Source organism: Microbacterium sp. (assembly GCF_041909575.1).
Lineage (GTDB): Bacteria > Actinomycetota > Actinomycetes > Actinomycetales > Microbacteriaceae > Microbacterium.
Window position 1 is genome coordinate 1 of sequence record NZ_JAYRDE010000002.1, and the last position, 17623, is coordinate 17623.

Below are 17623 nucleotides of genomic sequence, written 5' to 3' on the forward strand. Positions count from 1 at the left end.
CCAGCCCCGGTCGCAACTTCGTGACGCTCAAGATCACGACCACGGACGGCATCGTCGGGTGGGGAGACGCGACCCTCAACGGGCGCGAGCTCTCGGTCGCGTCGTACCTGCGCGACCACGTCGCCTCGATGCTGATCGGGCGCGACGAGGACCGCATCGAAGACACCTGGCAGTACCTGTACCGCGGCCCGTACTGGCGCCGGGGGCCCGTCACGATGGCGGCGATCGCGGCCGTCGACATGGCGCTGTGGGACATCAAGGCGAAGAAGGCCGGGATGCCGCTGTACCAGCTGCTCGGAGGTGCGAGCCGCACCGGCGTGCGCGTCTACGCCCACGCGTCGGGGACCGACTACCAGGCGCTCGCCAACGCGATCACCGGCTACGAGGAGCTCGGGTTCACCGCGGTGCGGGTTCAGACCGGGGTTCCCGGTCTCGGGCAGATCTACGGCGTCTCCTCCGCGGGCCCCGGCGTGCGATACGACTACGAGCCCGCCAAGCGCGCGGCCGATGGGCGGCCGAGCGAGGAGACGTGGGACACCCGCAGCTACCTTTCGCACATGCCCGACGTCTTCCGGCGCATCCGCGAGGACTTCGGCACCGGGCTGCGCGTCCTGCACGACGGCCACCACCGGATGTCGCCGATCGAGGCCGCCCGCTTCGCCAAGGACATCGAGCCGTATGACCTCTTCTGGCTCGAGGACTGCACGCCGGGGGAGGACCAGTCGGCACTGCGCCTGGTGCGCCAGCACTCGACCACGCCGCTCGCGATCGGCGAAGTCTTCAACACCGTGTACGACTACCAGACCCTCATCACCGAGCGGCTTATCGACTACGTGCGCTCGGCGGTGACCCACACCGGCGGCATCACCGCGATGAAGAAGCTGCTTGACTTCGCGGCGATCTACGGCATCAAGTCGGGCATCCACGGCCCGACGGACATCTCCCCGGTCGGCATGGCCGCCGCGCTGCACCTCGATCTCGCCATCCACAACTTCGGCATCCAGGAGTACATGCCGCACAACGAGCAGACGCTCGAGGTGTTCCGCACCTCGTTCACGTTCGACAGCGGCTTCCTCCACCCCGGTGAGGAGCCTGGCCTGGGCGTCGAGCTGGACGAGGATGCGGCATCGGCCTTCGAATACACCAAGGCCTACCTCCCCGTGAACCGGCTGCAGGACGGCACCGTCCATGACTGGTGAGGTCGCAGGCGGCCGCGTCCCGCTGCCGCAGCGGACCGCCGAGGCGCGGCTGATCGTCGTCGCGCGGGCGAAGCGGGCGGAGGACTACGATCGCGTGCTCGACGTGCTCGTCGAGGCGGGCATCCGCAGCATCGAGCTGACGCTGACCACCCCCGGCACCTTCGAGCGCCTGCCGGCGCTGACGGATCGCTACGGCGCGTCCGTCGACTTGGGCGTGGGCACGGTCACGAGCGAGGCCGAGCTCGCTCGCGCCATCGGCGCGGGCGCGCGCTACATCGTCACACCCGTCACCTCCGCAGCGCTCGTCGCGCAGGCGCGCGAGGCCGCCGTGCCGATCGTGCCCGGAGGCCTCACGCCGACCGAGCTGTTCGCGTCGTGGTCGGCGGGCGCGTCGGCGGTGAAGATCTTCCCCGCCGGACAGGTGGGCGCCTCGTACCTCAAGGATCTGCGCGGCCCGTTCCCCGACCTCGTGGCGGTGCCCTCCGGCGGCGTCGACCTCGACGGGGCAGCCGCCTGGCTGGCGGCTGGGGCCGCAGCGGTGAGCGTGGGCGGCCCGCTGCTCGGCGACGCGTTCGCCGGCGGCGACCTGGCGGCGCTGGGCACGCGGGCGGAGGCGTTCGTGTCACTGTGCGCGAGGACGGCGCACTGATGTCGACCGGCACGCCGTCGGTGGTCACGCTCGGCGAGACCATGGCGCTCGTCCGCACGACCGAGATCGGGTCGCTCCGGCACGCGTCGCAGCTCGCGCTGGGCATCGGCGGTGCGGAGAGCAACGTCGCGATCGGGATGCAGCGGCTCGGCGTCCGGTCGTCCTGGCTCGGCCGCGTCGGCGACGACCCGCTCGGCGAACGCGTGATCCGCGAGCTGCGCGCGGAGGGGGTGGACGTGCGAGGCATCGTCGATGCCGGAGCGCCCACGGGCCTCATGGTGAAGGAGCGGCCGTCGGCGGCGTCGACCGCGGTCCACTACTACCGGGCGGGTTCGGCGGGGTCCCGGCTGGATGCCGGGGACCTTCCCGACGACTGGGTGGAGCGCGCCGGCCTGCTCCACGTCACCGGCATCACGGCCCTGATCTCGGCGTCCGCACGCGCGGCGCTCGAGGCCGCCGTCGACCGCGCGAAGGCCGCCGGCGTCACCGTGAGCTTCGACGTCAACTACCGGTCCGCGCTGGCCGGTGCCACGACCGCGGGCCCGCTGCTGAGGTCGATCGCCGAGCGCGCGGACCTCGTCTTCGGGGGCGCGGAGGAGCTGGCGCTGCTGTTCCCCGGCGCGGATGCCGAAACGGCGGCGCACTCCCTGCTGGCGGCGGGCGTGCGTCAGGTCGTGTGCAAGCTCGGAGCGGACGGTGCCAGGGTCTTCCTCGCCGACGGCGAGGTCGAGGCATCCGGATTCGTCATCGAGCCCGTCGACACGGTCGGCGCAGGGGATGCCTTCGTGGCCGGCTACCTGAGCGCGCTGCTCGGCGGGCTGGCCGTGCCGGACGCCCTCGTGCGGGCGAACGCGTGCGGGGCGATGGCCTGCCTGACGCCGGGAGACTGGGAGGCGGCGCCCTCCCTGCGCGATGTCGAGCGCTTCCTCGGGTTCGGCGCAGACCCCGTCCAACGGTGACGCCCGCACGCGCGCCGCGCGATGATACGCCTATCGGGCCGAAGTTTCCATAGGCGGAGCGACGCAGACGCCTCCCGCTAACGTCCTACTGTTACCGCCCGGCACCACGGGCGGCAAAAGGGAGGACATCATGCTCTGGACCATCCTGGGCCTCATCATCATCGGCCTCATCGCCGGACTCATCGCTCGCGCCGTCATTCCCGGCAAGCAGAGCATGGGCATCCTGCTGACCATCGTGCTCGGCATCGTCGGCTCGTTCGTCGGCGGCTTCCTCGGCTACCTGCTGTTCGGTGCCGACCCGAACGGCGGCTTCCTGCAGCCCGCGGGCATCATCGGATCGATCCTCGGTGCGATCATCGTGCTCGGCATCTACGTCATGGTCTCGCGCCGCCGCGGCGTGAGCCGTACCTGACGCACCCCCCGCCCGGTCATCCGGGCGCAGTCGCCAAGACACGCCGTTCGCTCAGCTGAGCAGCGGCGTGTTTTGGCGACTCCTGTGTTTTGACCACTCGTGCGTCGGGCTCAGGCAAAGCGCCGGGCGAGGTCGGCCCCGGCGGCGAAGAGCCACCGCGCGGGCTCGGTCAGCGCCGCGTCAGTCGAACCAGCGAGGTCGGTGAGCGAGACGGCGTGGGCGAACCCTGACACGTCGGCGTCGTGGGAGATCCTCCCGGCGACGAGCGCCGCGGGGGCGCCGGCCGATCGCGCGAGCGCCTGCACGAGGCTCGGCGCCTTCCCCGCCGCCGATTGCCCGTCGAACGAGCCCTCGCCGGTGACGACGACGGATGCCGCGGCCACCGCCTGCGGCAGCCCGATTAGTTCGGCCACGGCGTCGGCGCCCGGAACGAGCGTCGCGCTCCACGCGAGCAGGGCGAACCCTGTGCCTCCGGCCGCCCCCGCCCCCGGCGCGGCCGGATCGACGTCGACGAGCCCGGCCAGCCGGGCGAGGCCGGCGTCGAGGAGTGCGATGTCCTCGGGCCCGGCGCCCTTCTGAGGGCCGAAGACGGCCGCAGCGCCGCTCTCGCCGAGCAGCGGGTTGGTCACGTCGGTGAGCACGTTCACTCCACCCGCCGGGAGGGAGGGCAGGCCGGTGAGGTCCACCGCCGACAGCGACCCCAGACCGCGGCCTCCGGGTGAGATCGGCCGGGATGCGGCATCCGTGAACCGCGCCCCCAGTGCCGTGAGCATGCCGGTGCCGCCGTCGGTCGAGGCGCTGCTGCCGATACCGAGCACGAGCCGCGAGACTCCGTGGCCGAGGGCGGCGGCGATCGCCTCGCCGAACCCGCGGGTGCCGGCGTCGAGCGGGCGGAGCGCGGGCGGCGAGCCCAGCAGCTCGATGCCCGACGTCGACGCCAGCTCGACCACGGCGGTGCCTTGCGGCGCGTCGGCGGAGCCCGGCAGGAGGAGCCAGGATGCCGCGACCGCCCGCTCGTCCGGGCCGGTCACCGTCACCGGCATCCGGACGGACCCGGGAACAGCCGCCGCGAAGGCGTCGAGCGTGCCCTCCCCGCCGTCCGCCATCGGCAGGAGCACGATCTCGGCGCGCGGATCGACCGATTCCCAGCCGGCGCGGAGCGCGGCGGCGGCGTCGGCGGCGCCGAGGGAGCCCTTGAACGAGTCCGGGGCGAGGACGACGACGCCCATGTCAGCGGCTCAGCACCGCGTCGACCGCGGCCGCCGAGTACTCGCGGTCCACCACGAGCGCGGCGAGGCCGACGGTGGCCGCCTGGGCCCCCAGGGTCGAGAGACTGACGGTGAGGTGCCGCGTCGCGCGGGGGAGCGACCGAGGGTAGAGGGTCTCGCGCACGCCGGTGAGGAGCGGAGCGGACGCCATCCTCCCGCCCAGCACCACCTCGGCCGGATTCAGCAGCGACACCATGGTCGCGACCACCTCGCCGATCACCCGCCCGGCCTCCTGCGTCAGGCGGGCGGCGTCGGTGTCGCCGGCTGCGAGATAGGCGCCCACGTCGGTTCCGGATGCCGCCGGCTTGCCGAGCGCCGTCAGCGCCGTGGCCACCGCCCGGCCCGAGGCGACGGCGGCGAGACAGCCGTGCGCGCCGCACTGGCAGACCAGGTCGTCGTAGCCGGCGATCTTGACGTGACCGATGTCGCCCGCGCCGCCGTCGGTGCCGCGGTACACCTGGCCGCCGATCACGATGCCGGTGCCGATACCCGACGAGACCTTGATGAAGCAGAGCGAGCGCGATCCGGGGTGCGCGACGCGCTGCTCGCCGAGAGCCGCGGCGTCGGCGTCGTTCGCCACGAGCACCGGGACCCCGAGGGCATCGCCCAGGTGCTCCGCGATCGGGTAGGCGTCCCAGCCCGGCATGATCGGCGGCTGGCTCGGGCGCCCCGTGTCGGGATCGACGGGTCCGGGGACGCTGATGCCGATCGCGGCGACCCGCTCCACGCCCGGCGTCGACGTGAGGAGCGCCTTCGCGCGCTCGGCGAGGGCGTTCAGGGTGTGGTCGGGGCCGTCGGCCACGGCGACGTCGACCCGCTCCTCGGCCAGCACGCGGCCGGCGAGGTCGGTGAGGGCGACGGTCGTGTGCGTCGTGTCGACGGATGCCGCGACCACCGCGGCGTGGGAGGTGTTGAACTCCAGGCGCTTCGACGGGCGGCCGCCCGTGACCCGCTCGATGCCCTTCTCGACGATGAGGCCGGCATCCAGGAGGGCGTCGATGCGCGTGGAGACGGTCATGCGGGACAGCCCGGTCATGTCGAGCACGTCTCCGCGGGTGAGGGGACCGCGGTCGCGGATGAGCTCCAGCACGTCGCCGGGTCCGGGCATCCTCGTCTCCTTCGTTGGCTACTCAGCCTATTATGCTTGACAGTTAGACAAAACGCATCTAACTTCTAGACATATCGGTCGCGGTGAAGCGGCTGAGAACACTCTGCAACACGTGAAGCGCGAGGAGGCGCACGGTGAAGATCCGTTCCACAGCAGTGACCCTGGCCGCGATCGGCGCGACAGCCCTCGTGCTGTCGGGCTGCACGTCCGGCGGCGACAGCAACGACAGCGACTCGATCACCTTCTGGGTGCAGGAGGATCTCCCCGACCGCGTGGCAGCGACGGAGGACATCGTCGCCGCCTTCGAGGACGAGTCGGGCATCGAGGTCGAAGTCGTCTCGGTCGCCGAGGACCAGTTCGCCCAGCTCATCACCTCGTCGGCTGCGGCCGGCGACCTGCCCGACGTGATCGGGGGCATCTCGCTTCCGCAGGTGCGCACGCTCTCGGCCAACGAGCTCGTCGACACCGACGCCGTCGGCGCCGTCATCGAGGCGCTCGACGCCTCGACGTTCTCCGAGAAGGCGCTCGAGCTCACCGCCGACGGCGACACGCAGCTCGCCGTGCCGAGCGAGTCGTGGCTCCAGATGCTCTTCTATCGCACCGACCTGTTCGAGGCGGCCGGGCTCGACGCGCCCGACACCTACGACAAGGTCCTCGAGGCCGCTGCCGCGCTCGACTCGGCGGAGCTCGCCGGCTTCGTCGGTGCGACCGCTCCGGGCGACGCGTTCACCGAGCAGACCTTCGAGCAGGTCGCCCTCGGCAACAACTGCCAGCTCGTCAACGCCGACGGCGAGATCGAGCTCGACTCGTCGCAGTGCGTGGAGTCCTTCGAGTTCTACGGCGACCTCATCTCGAACTACTCGGTGCCCGGCGCCCAGGACGTCGACACCACGCGTGCCACGTACTTCGCCGGCGAGGCGGCGATGTTCATCTGGTCGAGCTTCGTCCTCGACGAGATGGCGGGCCTGCGTGCCGACGCCATGCCGAACTGCCCCGAGTGCGCCGACAACCCCGCGTTCCTCGCCGAGAACACCGGCGTCGTGACCTCGATCGCCGGCCCCGACAACGACGGGGCCGCCCAGTTCGGCGAGATCACGTCGTGGACGATCACCGACGGAGCGAACGCGGAGGCGTCGCAGGCGTTCATCGAGTACATGATGGGCGACGGCTACGAGGACTGGATCGCGATCGCCCCCGAGGGCAAGGTCCCGGTGCGGTTCGGGACCGCCGATTCGCCGACGCAGTTCTCGGACGCGTGGGCGACGTTCCCCGCCGGCGTGGACACCAAAGCGCCGCTGTCGGACTTCTACACCCCTGAGGTCCTCGAGCAGGTGGCAGCCGGCCCCGAGAACATCGCCCGCTGGGCGATCCCCCAGGGCCAGGGCGATCTGCTGGGCGCGCTCCAGGGCGAGCAGCCCGTCGCGACCGCGGTGAGCGAGGTCACCCAGGGCGGCGACGCCGAGCAGGCGGCGGCGGCCGCGGCCGAGGCGGCGCGATCCGTCCAGGAGTCGCTCCAGTGACTCAGCTCTCCGCAGGGGGTGCGGACCTCTCCGGTCCGCCCCCCGGCGTGAGCGACGACGAGGAGGACGTGCGCCCCGGCGAGCACGTCCTCCCCACCCGCAAGGGGAAGTCGCGACGCAGCCGGGAGGAGAACCGGGCCGGTCTCCTCCTCATCAGCCCGACGCTGATCATCATCACGATCGCGGTCATCATCCCGATCGTCTGGGCCATCGCGCTGGCGTTCCAAGACGTGCGCCTCATCAACATCCGCGAGACGGGCCTCTTCGGCTCGTACACGCTCGACAACTTCATCGAGGTCATCACCTCTCCGGGCTTCCTCACGGCGCTGTGGACGACCATCGTCTACTCGGTGTTCGGCACCGCCCTGGCGATCGGCATCGGTCTCATCGCGGCTCTCGCCCTGCGCAAGCCCTTCCGCGGACGAGGCCTCATCCGCGCCTCGCTGCTGCTCCCCTACGTCGCGCCGGTCGTGGCCGCCACCTTCGTGTGGACGACGCTGCTGAACCCCCAGTTCGGCTTCGTCAACTGGTTCGGCCAGACGGTGCTCGGCTGGGAGGAGCCGGTCGCGTTCCTCTCGCAGCGATCGCTGCCGGTCTCGATCTTCGGCTGGGAGGTCGAGCTGCCCATCGCGCTCATCACGGTCATCTGCTTCGAGGCATGGCGCTCGTTCCCCTTCGCCTTCCTCTTCCTCACCGCACGCCTGCAGGCCGTGCCCGAGGTCCTCGACGAGGCGGCCCGCATCGACGGCGCCACCCCGACCCAGCGGTTCTGGCACATCCTGTGGCCGCAGCTGCTGCCCACGATCGCGGTGCTCACGGTGCTCCGCTTCATCTGGACGTTCAACAACTTCGACGACATCTACCTGCTCACCGGCGGCGGTGCGGGCACGCAGGTCGTCGCGGTGCGGGTCTTCGACTACATGACCGCCCGTGGAGACATCGGTGCGGCCGCCGCGCAGGCCCTCGTGCTCGCCGCGATCCTGGCGGTCCTCGTGGGCGTCTACCTCAAGCTGTTCGGCCGGCAGGAGGAGCAGGCATGACCGCCACGACCCTCGAGAAGAGCACGAGCCGCACGCGGCCCCGTGGCGGGTTCAACCGCGACCGTTTCGAGAACGCGCTGTTCCGGATCCTGAAGCCGATCGTGATCGTGCTGCTGCTCGTGGTCGCGGTCTTCCCCTTCTACTACATGGTCCTGCTGAGCTTCCGGTCGCTGGATTCGCTCCTTCAGGACCCGGGGGCGCTGTGGATCTCGATCGACGAGCTCGACCTCTCGACGTACCTCGAAGTGCTCATGCCGGTCTCCGACGGAGGCCAGGGCTTCATCGTCTTCATGCGCAACTCGCTGCTGGTCGCGCTCAGCACGGTCGTGCTGACTCTGATCGTGGCGATCCCGGGCGCGTACGCGGTGAGCCGCCTGCAGTTCTTCGGCCGCCGTCAGGTCTCGGGGCTGTTCCTCGCGGTGTACTTCTTCCCGGCGATCCTCCTGGCCGTCCCGCTCTTCGTGTTCTTCACGCAGGTGGGACTGCGCGGCTCGCTCGTGGCGCTCGTGATCGTCTACGTCTCGCAGGTCGCCGCGGTGTCGATCTACACGCTGCGCAACTACTTCGCGACGGTGCCGGTCTCCCTCGAGGAGGCGGCGGCCATCGACGGATGCGGCCGCCTGCAGACCATGTGGAAGATCAGCCTCCCCCTGGCCATGCCGGCGCTGGTGTCCAACGGCCTGTTCATCTTCATGATCGCGTGGAACGAATTCCTCTTCGCCCTGCTGTTCCTGGTCGAGAAGCGCGACTCGTGGACGGTCTCGCTCGGCCTGTCGCAGCTCTCGGGGAGCATCGAGGTGCCGACTACTGTCCTGATGGCCGGATCCGTCATCCTCACCCTGCCGATCATCGTCCTGTTCTTCGCCTCTGAGCGGCTCCTGGTCGGCGGCCTCACCGCCGGAGCCGAGAAGGGCTGAGCGGCCTGCGGCCCGCACACCTCACCCGAAAGGAGCGCACGTCCCGTGCCTCAGATCGTCCAGTTCACCGAACCCGGCCGCGTCGAGCTCGTCGAGACCGAGGCTTTTCCGCTGGTCGCCGGATCGGTGCGCGTCGCCACCTGGTACTCCGGCATCTCGGCCGGCACCGAGCTGACCGCCTTCCGCGGCACCAACCCCTATCTCCACGCGACGTGGGATGCCGACCAGCGGCTGTTCCGGCCGGGCGAGCCGAGCTTCGCCTACCCCGTCCAGGGGTGGGGATACTCCGAGGTCGGGCAGGTGGTCGAGGTCGCCGACGACGTCACGACGCTGTCGGCCGGTGATCTCGTGCACGGGATCTGGGGTCACCGCAGCGACGCGGTGCTGCCGGCATCCGCTCTGGAATGGCGCCGGATGCCGGAAGGCGCCGACGCGATCCTCGGCACCTTCGCACGCGTCGGCTCGATCGCACTGAACGCGGTGCTCGCCGCCGATGTGCGACTGGGCGAACGGGTCGCGATCTTCGGGCAGGGGGTCATCGGCCTGCTCGCCACGCGCCTGGCGACCCTGTCGGGCGGCCGCGTCTACGCCGTCGACACCGTGGCGGACCGGCTCGCGAAGGCGAGGGAGTTCGGCGCGGTCGAGGCGATCGACGCGTTGCGCGAGGGCGGGGCGGGCGCCTACATCCGCGAGCTCACGGGAGGCGGCGCCGACAGCGCGATCGAGCTCTCGGGCGCGGATCGGGCGCTGCACGAGGCGGTGCGCTCGGTGGTCGTCGAAGGCCTGGTGGCGGCATCCGGCTTCTATCAGGGCGGCGCGACGGGCCTGCGCCTCGGCGAGGAGTTCCACCACAACCGCGTGCGGATCGTCGCCAGCCAGATCTCGGGCGTGCCGGTCGGACTCGGCGGCCGATGGGACCAGTCGCGGCTCGTCCGCACCGTCATGGAGCTCATCACCGCGGGCACGGTCGATGCCGGAGCGCTCGTGAGCGATGTGGTGGACGCCGCCGCCGTGGGCGAGGTCTTCGGCCGACTGGATGCCGGAGACCCCGCGATCCTGCAGGCCGTGCTGCGATTCGAGGCTGCGCCGGAGCACGCCCGATGACCGACCTCCCCGACTATCGACCGAGCGTCCCTTCCGATCCCGCACGGGTCGGCCTCATCGGCGCCGGGGCTATTGCGCGCTCTGCGCATCTGCCGGCATATGCCGCATGGGGAATCCCCGTGGTCGCCGTCGCCTCGCGCACGGAGGAGTCCGCCCGTGCGCTCGCTGCGGACTTCGGCATCGGCGCCGTCCACGCGTCGGTCGCGGAGCTGCTCGCCGATCCGGACGTCGAGGTCGTGGACATCGCGACGGGCCCGGCCGGACGGCTCGACCTCATCGCGGCGGCCGTGGACGCCGGCAAGCACGTGCTCGCCCAGAAGCCCCTGAGCGTGGACGAGGCGGAGCTGCCGCGACTGCGCGAGGTCCTCGCGCGTGCCGACGAGCGCGGCGTGCGGGTGGCCGTCAACCAGAACGCCCGGTGGGCCCCCGCCTGGCGCCTGGCGACGCTGCTCGTGCGCGACGGGGCGATCGGCGAGATCGTCGGCGTGACGCACCTGCACGACAAGCCGCTCCCGCCCCTGGCGGGCACCCCTTTCGACGACGTCCCGCACATGCTCATCGCCGACTACCTCGTGCACTGGATCGACATCACCCGGTGCTGGCTCGAGGGCTCCCGCATCGTGTCGGTGACCGCGCAGGACTCTCGCGTGCCCGGGCAGCCCGGCGACGCGAGGAACCCGTGGCATGCCGGCATCCAGCTCGTCACGTCGACCGGGGCGAGCGCGTCCCTTCGCATCGTCGGCGATGCGCGCACGCGGTCCGGCGGCTGTCCGTTCTGGATCCACGGCACCGAGGGCACGATCCGCGGAAGCGTGCTGCTCGGCAGCGACTTCCTCGAGCTCGAACGCGGCGACTCCCGCGAGCTTCTCGCGCTCGAGGGCCAGTGGTTCACCGACGGATTCGCCGGCGCGATGGGCGAGCTGCTCACGGCCGTCGCCGACGGGCGCGAGCCCGAGAACTCGGCGGCGCACGTCCTCGCGACGGTCCGTCTGGGGTGGGCCGCGGCGGCCTCGGCCGGGGCGGGCGGCGTGCCCGTGCGCCCGGCGGATCTCGATCTCAGTCCCACTCGAAAGGCCGAACCAGCATGACCGTCGTCGACGACCTTCCGGTCGGGCCCGATGCCCGCGTGTACACCGAGGGGTGGCAGAGCTGGAGCCCCACCACGTGGTACGAACGGCAGACGCCCGCTCACCGGCCCGCCGAGGGCTGGGAGCACCCCATGCGGTTCCGCCCCGGCGCGCCCCTGCGCGGCGACGACCTGCAGGGCGAGGGGCTGCTCGTGGTCGATCCCGGGGACGGCGAGCCCGCGCGCGTCTACGCGACGCTCGACGCCTCCGTCGAGGTGCCGTCGATCCGCGCGCGGTGGCGACCCGGTGGGATCGTCGTGGACGCCGACGGGCCCGTGCAGCAGTGGACGACGGATGCCGCGTCCCTCGCCGGCAGCGCACATCCCGCGCTGACCGGGTTCGGCGACAGGTTCGGTGCAGCGGCCGGAGCACGCGTCGGGACGGTGCCGCGGGTGTGGTGCACCTGGTACCGGTACTTCGAGGAGGTGACGGCAGCCGACGTCGCCGAGAACCTGCGGGCGATCGAGGAGCTCGACCTGCCCGTCGACGTCGTGCAGATCGACGACGGCTGGAGCCTGGGGACGGGGGAGTGGACGAAGCCGAACCCGCGGTTCGGATCGCTGGGCGATTCCATCCGGGCGATCCGCGACAGCGGCCGCCGCGCGGGAGTGTGGCTCGCGCCGTTCTCGGTCGGATCGCGGTCGGATGTCGCGCAGCGCCACCCGGAATGGCTCACCGGGCCCGCCGGGCACAACTGGGGAGACGACCTCATCGGCCTGGACCTCACGCATCCGGGCGTGCGCGACCACCTCGCCGAGGTGTTCACGGGCATCCGCGCCCTCGGGGCCGACTACCTCAAGCTCGACTTCCTCTACTCCGGGGCCGTTCCCGCTCGCCGCCACGACGACGTGTCGGCGATCGAGGCATACCGGTCCGGACTCGCGCTCATCCGGGAGGTCATGGGCGAGGATGCCTTCCTCCTCGGCTGCGGAGCCCCGATCCTCCCGAGCGTCGGCCTCGTCGACGCGATGCGGGTGGCCTCCGACACGTTCCACGAAGGCGGCGAAGACGGATCGCAGGGCCTGCGCGGCCGGATGTCGCTCGAGGCCCGCGCGTGGCAGCACGGCCGGCTGTGGACGACCGATCCCGACTGCCTCGTGGCGAGGCCGGAGTTCGCGCTCCGCGACGAGTGGGCCGAGGTCGTGCTCGCCGCTCCCGGCCTGCGCGGGTTCTCGGACCGCATCGCCGAACTCGACGACCACGGACTCGACCTGGTCCGGCGGCTGCTGAAGGAGGAGACGCGGTGACCGACGTCGACCTGAACGCCCTGCGCGACCGGCTGCGGCCCCTGGTCGCCGGGCTCTACCCCGACTCCGCCGACGAGGTGCTCGAGGCGCTCGTGGACCTCGCGCGGCGGTGGGCGCCGCAGCTCGGTCCCGCCGACAAGGGGCACCCCGATCAGGGCACGGCGTACCTCATCACGTACGGCGACGCGTTCCGGCGCGAAGGCGAGGCACCGCTGCACACGCTGGCGGACGTGCTGAGGACGCACGTGCGGGATGCCGTGACCGACGTGCATCTGCTCCCGATCTACCCGTGGACCTCCGACGACGGGTTCGGCGTGGTCGACCACCGGGAGGTGAATCCCGATCTCGGCACGTGGGGCGACATCGCCGACCTGCGCGCCGACCACGCCCTGGCGCTCGACTTCGTCGCCAACCACCTGTCCAGTTCCAGCCCCTGGTTCCGCGGATGGCTGGAGCGAGACCCGCGGTACGCGGGCTACTTCCTCGAGCCGGGCCCCGACTTCGACGTGACGCACGTCGTGCGCCCGCGCACCACCCCGCTGCTGCACGAGTACGCGCGGTCCGACGGCACCGTCGCGCACGCGTGGACCACGTTCGGCCCCGATCAGGTCGACGTCGACCCGAGCACGCCCGCGGTGCTGCTCGACCTCACCGACGTGCTCCTGGGCTACCTCGCGCACGACGCGACGACCGTGCGACTCGACGCCATCGGGTTCCTCTGGAAGCAGTCCGGCACCTCGTGCATCCACCTGCCCCAGACCCACGACGTCATCCGCGTCTGGCGGGTGCTCGTGGACGCGCTGGCACCGGGCACGCTGCTGCTGACCGAGACCAACGTGCCGCACGCCGACAACATCACGTACTTCGGCGACGGCTCCGACGAAGCGCACATGGTGTACCAGTTCGCGCTCCCGCCCCTCGTGCTGCACGCCTTCGTCACCGGTCGCGCGCGCGCCCTGTCGGACTGGGCGGCGAACATCGGCCCCGTCAGCGACACCGCGACGTGGTTCAACTTCCTCGCGAGCCACGACGGGATCGGCATCCGTCCGACGCAGGGCCTGCTCACCGACGAGGATCGGGCGCTCCTCGTCGAGCGCACCCTCGCGCGAGGGGGCCGCGTGTCGATGGCGCGCCGACCCGACGGATCGGAGGGCGTCTACGAGCTGAACACCAACTACCTCGACGCCCTCGTCGATCCGGCGGACGCGGATCCGGATGCCTCGGCGGTGGTGCGAGGGCTCGCCGCGCACGCGATCCTCCTGTCGGTCATCGGTGTGCCCGCGATCTACTATCACTCGCTCCTGGGCTCCGGTCAGGACCGGCAGGGCATGGCGGAGAGCGACATCCCGCGCCGCATCAACCGCGAGGTGCTCGACGCCGACCGGCTCGCCGCCGAGCTCGGATCCTCGCCTCGCCGCGAGGGCATGCTCGAGGGGCTGCGGCGCCTGCTCGAGGTGCGCCGATCGCTGCCCGGCTTCTCGCCGTTCGCGAGTCAGACGGTCGAGCAGCTCGACCCGCGGGCCTTCGTCGTACGCCGGGCAGCCGGCACCCCCGATGAGATCGTCGCCGCCGTCAACGTCAGCGACGACGTGGTCGTGCTGCCGGGGCTGTCGGGGTACGACGTGCTGTCCGAGCGCGAGGTGGCGGGTCTCCTCCTCGAGCCGTTCGGCTTCGCGTGGCTCCGCCCGACTCGCTGATCCCGTTCGCACTCGCGTCATGATCGGCGCCCCGGCGACCTCATACGTATGGATGCCGGCTACCGGATGCCGGCGTCTTCGGAGGACGAGGTTCTATCCGGGGGGATGCGCCTCGTCTGCTCGGGGGTGCCGGCCGCGCCTGGCCGGCACCCCTCGCGAAACCGGGCCACCGCGTGCAGGAGCCTGCGGCCGACCCGCCTACTCTGGAGCCATGGCGCTCGGAGCGACGATCCACACTTTCACGGTCCAGCTAGCCGACGTCGATCGGGGCGTGTACGAAGAGCTCGCGCTGCGCGTGGCGCGGCATCCGTCCGAGACCGGCGCCTTCATGCTCACGCGCGTCCTCGCGTACTGCCTCGAGTACGAGGAGGGGATCGTCTTCACCGAGGGCGTCTCGGCGACCGACGAGCCCGCGGTCCTGGTGCGGGATCTGACGGGGCGGATCACCGCGTGGATCGAGGTCGGCGCGCCCGACGCCGAGCGCCTGCACTACGGCAGCAAGCTCGCCGACCGGACCGTCGTCTACACCCACCGCGATCCCGCGAAGGTGATGGCGCCGTGGGAGGGCAAGCGCATCCACGACGCCGGCGCGATCCGCGTGCACTCGTTCGACCCGGGATTCGTGGATGCCGCCGTCGCCGCCATCGACCGCCGCAACACCATGACCCTGTCGGTGACGGAGCGCGAGCTCTACCTCGACCTCAACGGCACCTCGCTGAGCACCGCCGTGCACGAGCACCGCCCCACCTGATCCGGTCCCCAGGATCTCTGGGATTGGGGCGCGTTCCGATCCTCGGGGCGCGATCTGTGCGCCCCAACGGACGGGCTGCGCCCCAAACCCGGGACTGAGGGGCGGGGTCAGGCGCGCCGCGCCCGAGGGGGCGCGCTGGAGTCGAGGATCGCCCGCAGGCGGGCTGCCTCCTCCGCCGGCATACCGTACCCGTGCTCGGGCTGCGGATAGGCGCGCGTGCGCACCTCGTCGGCGTACGCGGTGACTCCGGCGAGCATCGCGGACCGCACGTCGGCATAGCGCTTCACGAAGCGCGCCGCGTGGCCGTCGTAGATGCCGAGCAGGTCGTGGAACACGAGCACCTGCCCGTCGGCCGCGGGTCCCGCGCCGATCCCGATGACGGGCACCTCCAGGCGCGGCATGACCGCCTCGGTGACGGCGGATGGGATCGCCTCGAAGACGATGGCGAAGCATCCGGCATCCTGCAGCGCCACCGCGCTCTCGCACAGCGCGACCGCCTCTTCGGCGGTGCGGCCCTGCGCACGATACCCGCCGATGGTCGCCGCCGTCTGCGGGGTGAGGCCGACGTGGCCCATCACCGGGATGCCGGCCGCGACGATCGCGCGGGCGCGGTCGACCGATGAGCCGCCGCGCTCGATCTTGACGGCGTCGCATCCGGTCGTCTTGATGAACCGCTGGGCGGTGGCGACGGCCTGCTCGTCCGATCCCTCGTACGAGCCGAACGGCAGGTCGGCGACGAGGAGCGGGGTGGTGAGACCGCGGCGCACGGCGGCGGTGAGCATGATCATCTCGTCGACCGTGACGGGGACGGTGCTCTCGTGCCCGAGCACGGTCATCGCGGCCGAGTCGCCGACGAGCACCATGTCGACCCCGGCCGCCTCGGCGATCTGGGCACTCGGGTAGTCGTACGCGGTCACCATGACGATCGGCTCGCGGTTCGCCTTGAGTGCGGCGAGCCCGCCGAACGTCATGCGGGGCCGCGACGCGGGCGCGGCGGGGGTCAGCGGTCCTGTGCTCATGGCGCGGCCTCCAGGATGCGGTTGTCGATCAGTCTCGCAGGTCCGACGCGGGCGGCGACAGCCAGGAGTGCGGCGCCCTCGACGCGGTCGAGCTCGCGAAGGTCGTCGGGCGAGCGCAGTTCGAGATACTCGGGCTCGATCCCCGCGCCGGAGAGGACAGCGGATGCCGCGCTCAGCACGGCTGCGGCATCCGTTCGTCCCTCTGCCACCGCGCGCTCCGCCGCGTCCAGCGCGCGGTTGAGCGCGGTCGCCTGCTGACGGGCGTCCGGGTCGAGGTAGACGTTGCGCGAGCTCATCGCCAGGCCGTCGGCCTCCCGGACGGTGGGGCACGCGACGATGCGCACCGGCATGTCGAGGTCGCGCACGAGGCGCCGGATCACGAGCACCTGCTGCGCATCCTTCTGGCCGAAGTAGGCGTCGTCGGGCGCGACCATCTGGAAGAGCTTGGTCACGACGGTGGCGACGCCGTCGAAGTGGCCGGCTCCCCGCGCGGCGCCGTCGAGCACGTCGGTGATGCCCGCGATGTGGATAGACGTCGAGAATCCGTCCGGGTAGACCTCGGCCACCCCGGGGGCGAAGAGCACGTCGACGCCGGCCTCCTCGGCCAGCCGGGCATCGCGCTCCTCGTCCCGCGGGTACGCGGCGAGGTCCTCGCTCGGCCCGAACTGCGTCGGATTGACGAACAGCGACATCACCACGAGATCGTTCGCCGCCCGCGCGGCGCGGACGAGCGACAGATGACCGTCGTGCAGGGCGCCCATCGTCGGCACGAGGCCGATCGTGGCGCCGAGCGAGCGCGCGTCGCGCACGGCGGCGCGGACCTCGGCGACGGTGCGGACGATTCTCATGCCGGGAGCTCCTCGGTGCGCGCCAGCGCGCGGGTGCGCTCTGCCAGCTCGTCGAACAGCGCGAGGAGCTCGGGTGCGTGCGTCGCGATCGCGTCGCGCTGGAGCGCGACGGTGGCCTCGTCGCCGCGGGCGATCGGGCCGGTCAGTGCCGCGCGGGGCCCGCGCTCGGCCCAGTTCTCGACCGTTCCGCGCACGAGCGGCGCCAGGTGTGCGCGGAAGCCGGCGGGGAGGCCGGATGCCGCAGCCACCCGCTCGGCGGCGGCTTCGAGCGTCACCAGGAAGTTCGAGGCGATGGATGCCGCCGCGTGATAGCCCGCGCGCTGTTCGTCGGTCACCTCGAACGGGCGGCCGCCGATCGATTCGGCGAGCTCGACGGCCAGCGCGAGCGCCTCGGGCGAGGTTCCCGCGACCGCGCAGCCCACGCCGGTGAAGGCATCCGCCCCCTCGGCGCCGGCGAACGAGCGCAGCGGGTGGATGCTGAAATCGACGCCGCTGCCGGCCACGGGGGTCGCGCCCGACGTGTGCCCGAGCAGGGGGGTGCGGGCGCGAAGGGTCCCGGCGGTCGCGGCGATTTCCCGGTCGGGTACGCACAGCAGCACCACGTCGGCGGGTGCGACGGGCTCGCCGCGGCCGAAGGGCCCGGCCACCGCGTACCCGGCGGCGGCGAGAGCGAGGGCGGCGGCCCGACCGACGCGGCCCGGTCCCACGACGCTGATGCGCGCGACGGTGCGGGGATCCGGGATGCTCATGGTCGTGGT

Annotated in this window: 17 protein-coding genes; 12 read left to right on the forward strand and 5 right to left on the reverse strand. The window is 71.9% G+C overall.

The window, feature by feature from the left end; translation table 11 throughout:
• The 4 genes from manD to ACE3O1_RS00425 all read left to right on the forward strand — a co-directional run.
• On the forward strand, positions 1-1199 hold a 1199-nt coding region (gene manD / locus ACE3O1_RS00410; protein WP_374311294.1), incomplete at its 5' end, for a D-mannonate dehydratase ManD.
• Positions 1189-1848, forward strand: a complete 660-nt coding sequence (locus ACE3O1_RS00415) for a bifunctional 4-hydroxy-2-oxoglutarate aldolase/2-dehydro-3-deoxy-phosphogluconate aldolase (RefSeq protein WP_374311296.1) — start codon at positions 1189-1191, stop codon at positions 1846-1848. The genes manD and ACE3O1_RS00415, both read left to right, overlap by 11 nt.
• Positions 1848-2807, forward strand: a complete 960-nt coding sequence (locus tag ACE3O1_RS00420; RefSeq protein WP_374311298.1) for a sugar kinase — start codon at positions 1848-1850, stop codon at positions 2805-2807. Before ACE3O1_RS00415 ends, ACE3O1_RS00420 begins: the two co-directional genes overlap by 1 nt.
• 130 nt (positions 2808-2937) lie before the next feature.
• Positions 2938-3219, forward strand: coding sequence for a GlsB/YeaQ/YmgE family stress response membrane protein (locus ACE3O1_RS00425; RefSeq protein ID WP_374311300.1), 282 nt, complete (start codon positions 2938-2940; stop codon positions 3217-3219).
• A 110-nt stretch (positions 3220-3329) separates the two neighbouring features.
• Here ACE3O1_RS00425 and ACE3O1_RS00430 read toward each other — a convergent pair whose 3' ends face one another.
• Together ACE3O1_RS00430 and ACE3O1_RS00435 are read right to left on the reverse strand one after the other, a co-directional pair.
• Positions 3330-4448, reverse strand: coding sequence for a glycerate kinase (locus ACE3O1_RS00430; protein WP_374311302.1), 1119 nt, complete (start codon positions 4446-4448; stop codon positions 3330-3332).
• Between the two features lies 1 nt (position 4449).
• The gene (locus ACE3O1_RS00435) at positions 4450-5595 is read right to left on the reverse strand and encodes an ROK family protein (RefSeq protein ID WP_374311303.1); all 1146 of its coding nucleotides are present in this window, start codon (positions 5593-5595) and stop codon (positions 4450-4452) included.
• Positions 5596-5729: 134 nt separating this feature from the next.
• Here ACE3O1_RS00435 and ACE3O1_RS00440 point away from each other — a divergent pair, with 134 nt between their 5' ends.
• The 8 genes from ACE3O1_RS00440 to ACE3O1_RS00475 all read left to right on the forward strand — a co-directional run bounded on the left by ACE3O1_RS00440 (position 5730) and on the right by ACE3O1_RS00475 (position 14998).
• Positions 5730-7115, forward strand: coding sequence for an ABC transporter substrate-binding protein (locus ACE3O1_RS00440; RefSeq protein ID WP_374311305.1), 1386 nt, complete (start codon positions 5730-5732; stop codon positions 7113-7115).
• On the forward strand, positions 7112-8155 hold the full coding sequence (locus ACE3O1_RS00445) for a carbohydrate ABC transporter permease (RefSeq protein ID WP_374311307.1): 1044 nt from the start codon (positions 7112-7114) through the stop codon (positions 8153-8155). The genes ACE3O1_RS00440 and ACE3O1_RS00445 overlap by 4 nt, the downstream gene beginning before the upstream one ends.
• A complete protein-coding gene (locus ACE3O1_RS00450; protein WP_374311309.1) occupies positions 8152-9072 on the forward strand; it encodes a carbohydrate ABC transporter permease in 921 nt (306 codons plus the stop codon). The genes ACE3O1_RS00445 and ACE3O1_RS00450 overlap by 4 nt, the downstream gene beginning before the upstream one ends.
• Positions 9073-9117: 45 nt before the next feature.
• Positions 9118-10176, forward strand: a complete 1059-nt coding sequence (locus ACE3O1_RS00455) for a zinc-binding alcohol dehydrogenase (protein ID WP_374311311.1) — start codon at positions 9118-9120, stop codon at positions 10174-10176.
• A complete protein-coding gene (locus ACE3O1_RS00460; RefSeq protein WP_374311313.1) occupies positions 10173-11264 on the forward strand; it encodes a Gfo/Idh/MocA family protein in 1092 nt (363 codons plus the stop codon). The genes ACE3O1_RS00455 and ACE3O1_RS00460 overlap by 4 nt, the downstream gene beginning before the upstream one ends.
• Positions 11261-12550, forward strand: a complete 1290-nt coding sequence (locus ACE3O1_RS00465; protein WP_374311315.1) for a glycoside hydrolase family 36 protein — start codon at positions 11261-11263, stop codon at positions 12548-12550. Before ACE3O1_RS00460 ends, ACE3O1_RS00465 begins: the two co-directional genes overlap by 4 nt.
• The gene (locus ACE3O1_RS00470; RefSeq protein WP_374311317.1) at positions 12547-14247 is read left to right on the forward strand and encodes an alpha-amylase family glycosyl hydrolase; all 1701 of its coding nucleotides are present in this window, start codon (positions 12547-12549) and stop codon (positions 14245-14247) included. The genes ACE3O1_RS00465 and ACE3O1_RS00470 overlap by 4 nt, the downstream gene beginning before the upstream one ends.
• A 211-nt stretch (positions 14248-14458) precedes the next feature.
• Positions 14459-14998 carry a YaeQ family protein gene (locus ACE3O1_RS00475; RefSeq protein WP_374311319.1) on the forward strand — a complete coding sequence of 180 codons (540 nt, stop codon included), beginning with the start codon at positions 14459-14461 and terminating at the stop codon, positions 14996-14998.
• 107 nt (positions 14999-15105) lie between these two features.
• Here the strand turns inward: ACE3O1_RS00475 and panB are convergent, their stop codons facing one another.
• The 3 genes from panB to ACE3O1_RS00490 are packed head-to-tail and all read right to left on the reverse strand — an operon-like array spanning position 15106 to position 17614.
• On the reverse strand, positions 15106-16017 hold the full coding sequence (gene panB, locus ACE3O1_RS00480; protein ID WP_374311321.1) for a 3-methyl-2-oxobutanoate hydroxymethyltransferase: 912 nt from the start codon (positions 16015-16017) through the stop codon (positions 15106-15108).
• The gene (gene panC / locus ACE3O1_RS00485) at positions 16014-16865 is read right to left on the reverse strand and encodes a pantoate--beta-alanine ligase (RefSeq protein ID WP_374311323.1); all 852 of its coding nucleotides are present in this window, start codon (positions 16863-16865) and stop codon (positions 16014-16016) included. Before panC ends, panB begins: the two co-directional genes overlap by 4 nt.
• Complete coding sequence (locus ACE3O1_RS00490) at positions 16862-17614, reverse strand: DUF2520 domain-containing protein (protein ID WP_374311325.1); 753 nt, start codon at positions 17612-17614, stop codon at positions 16862-16864. Before ACE3O1_RS00490 ends, panC begins: the two co-directional genes overlap by 4 nt.
• Between the last annotated feature and the right edge of the window lie 9 nt (positions 17615-17623).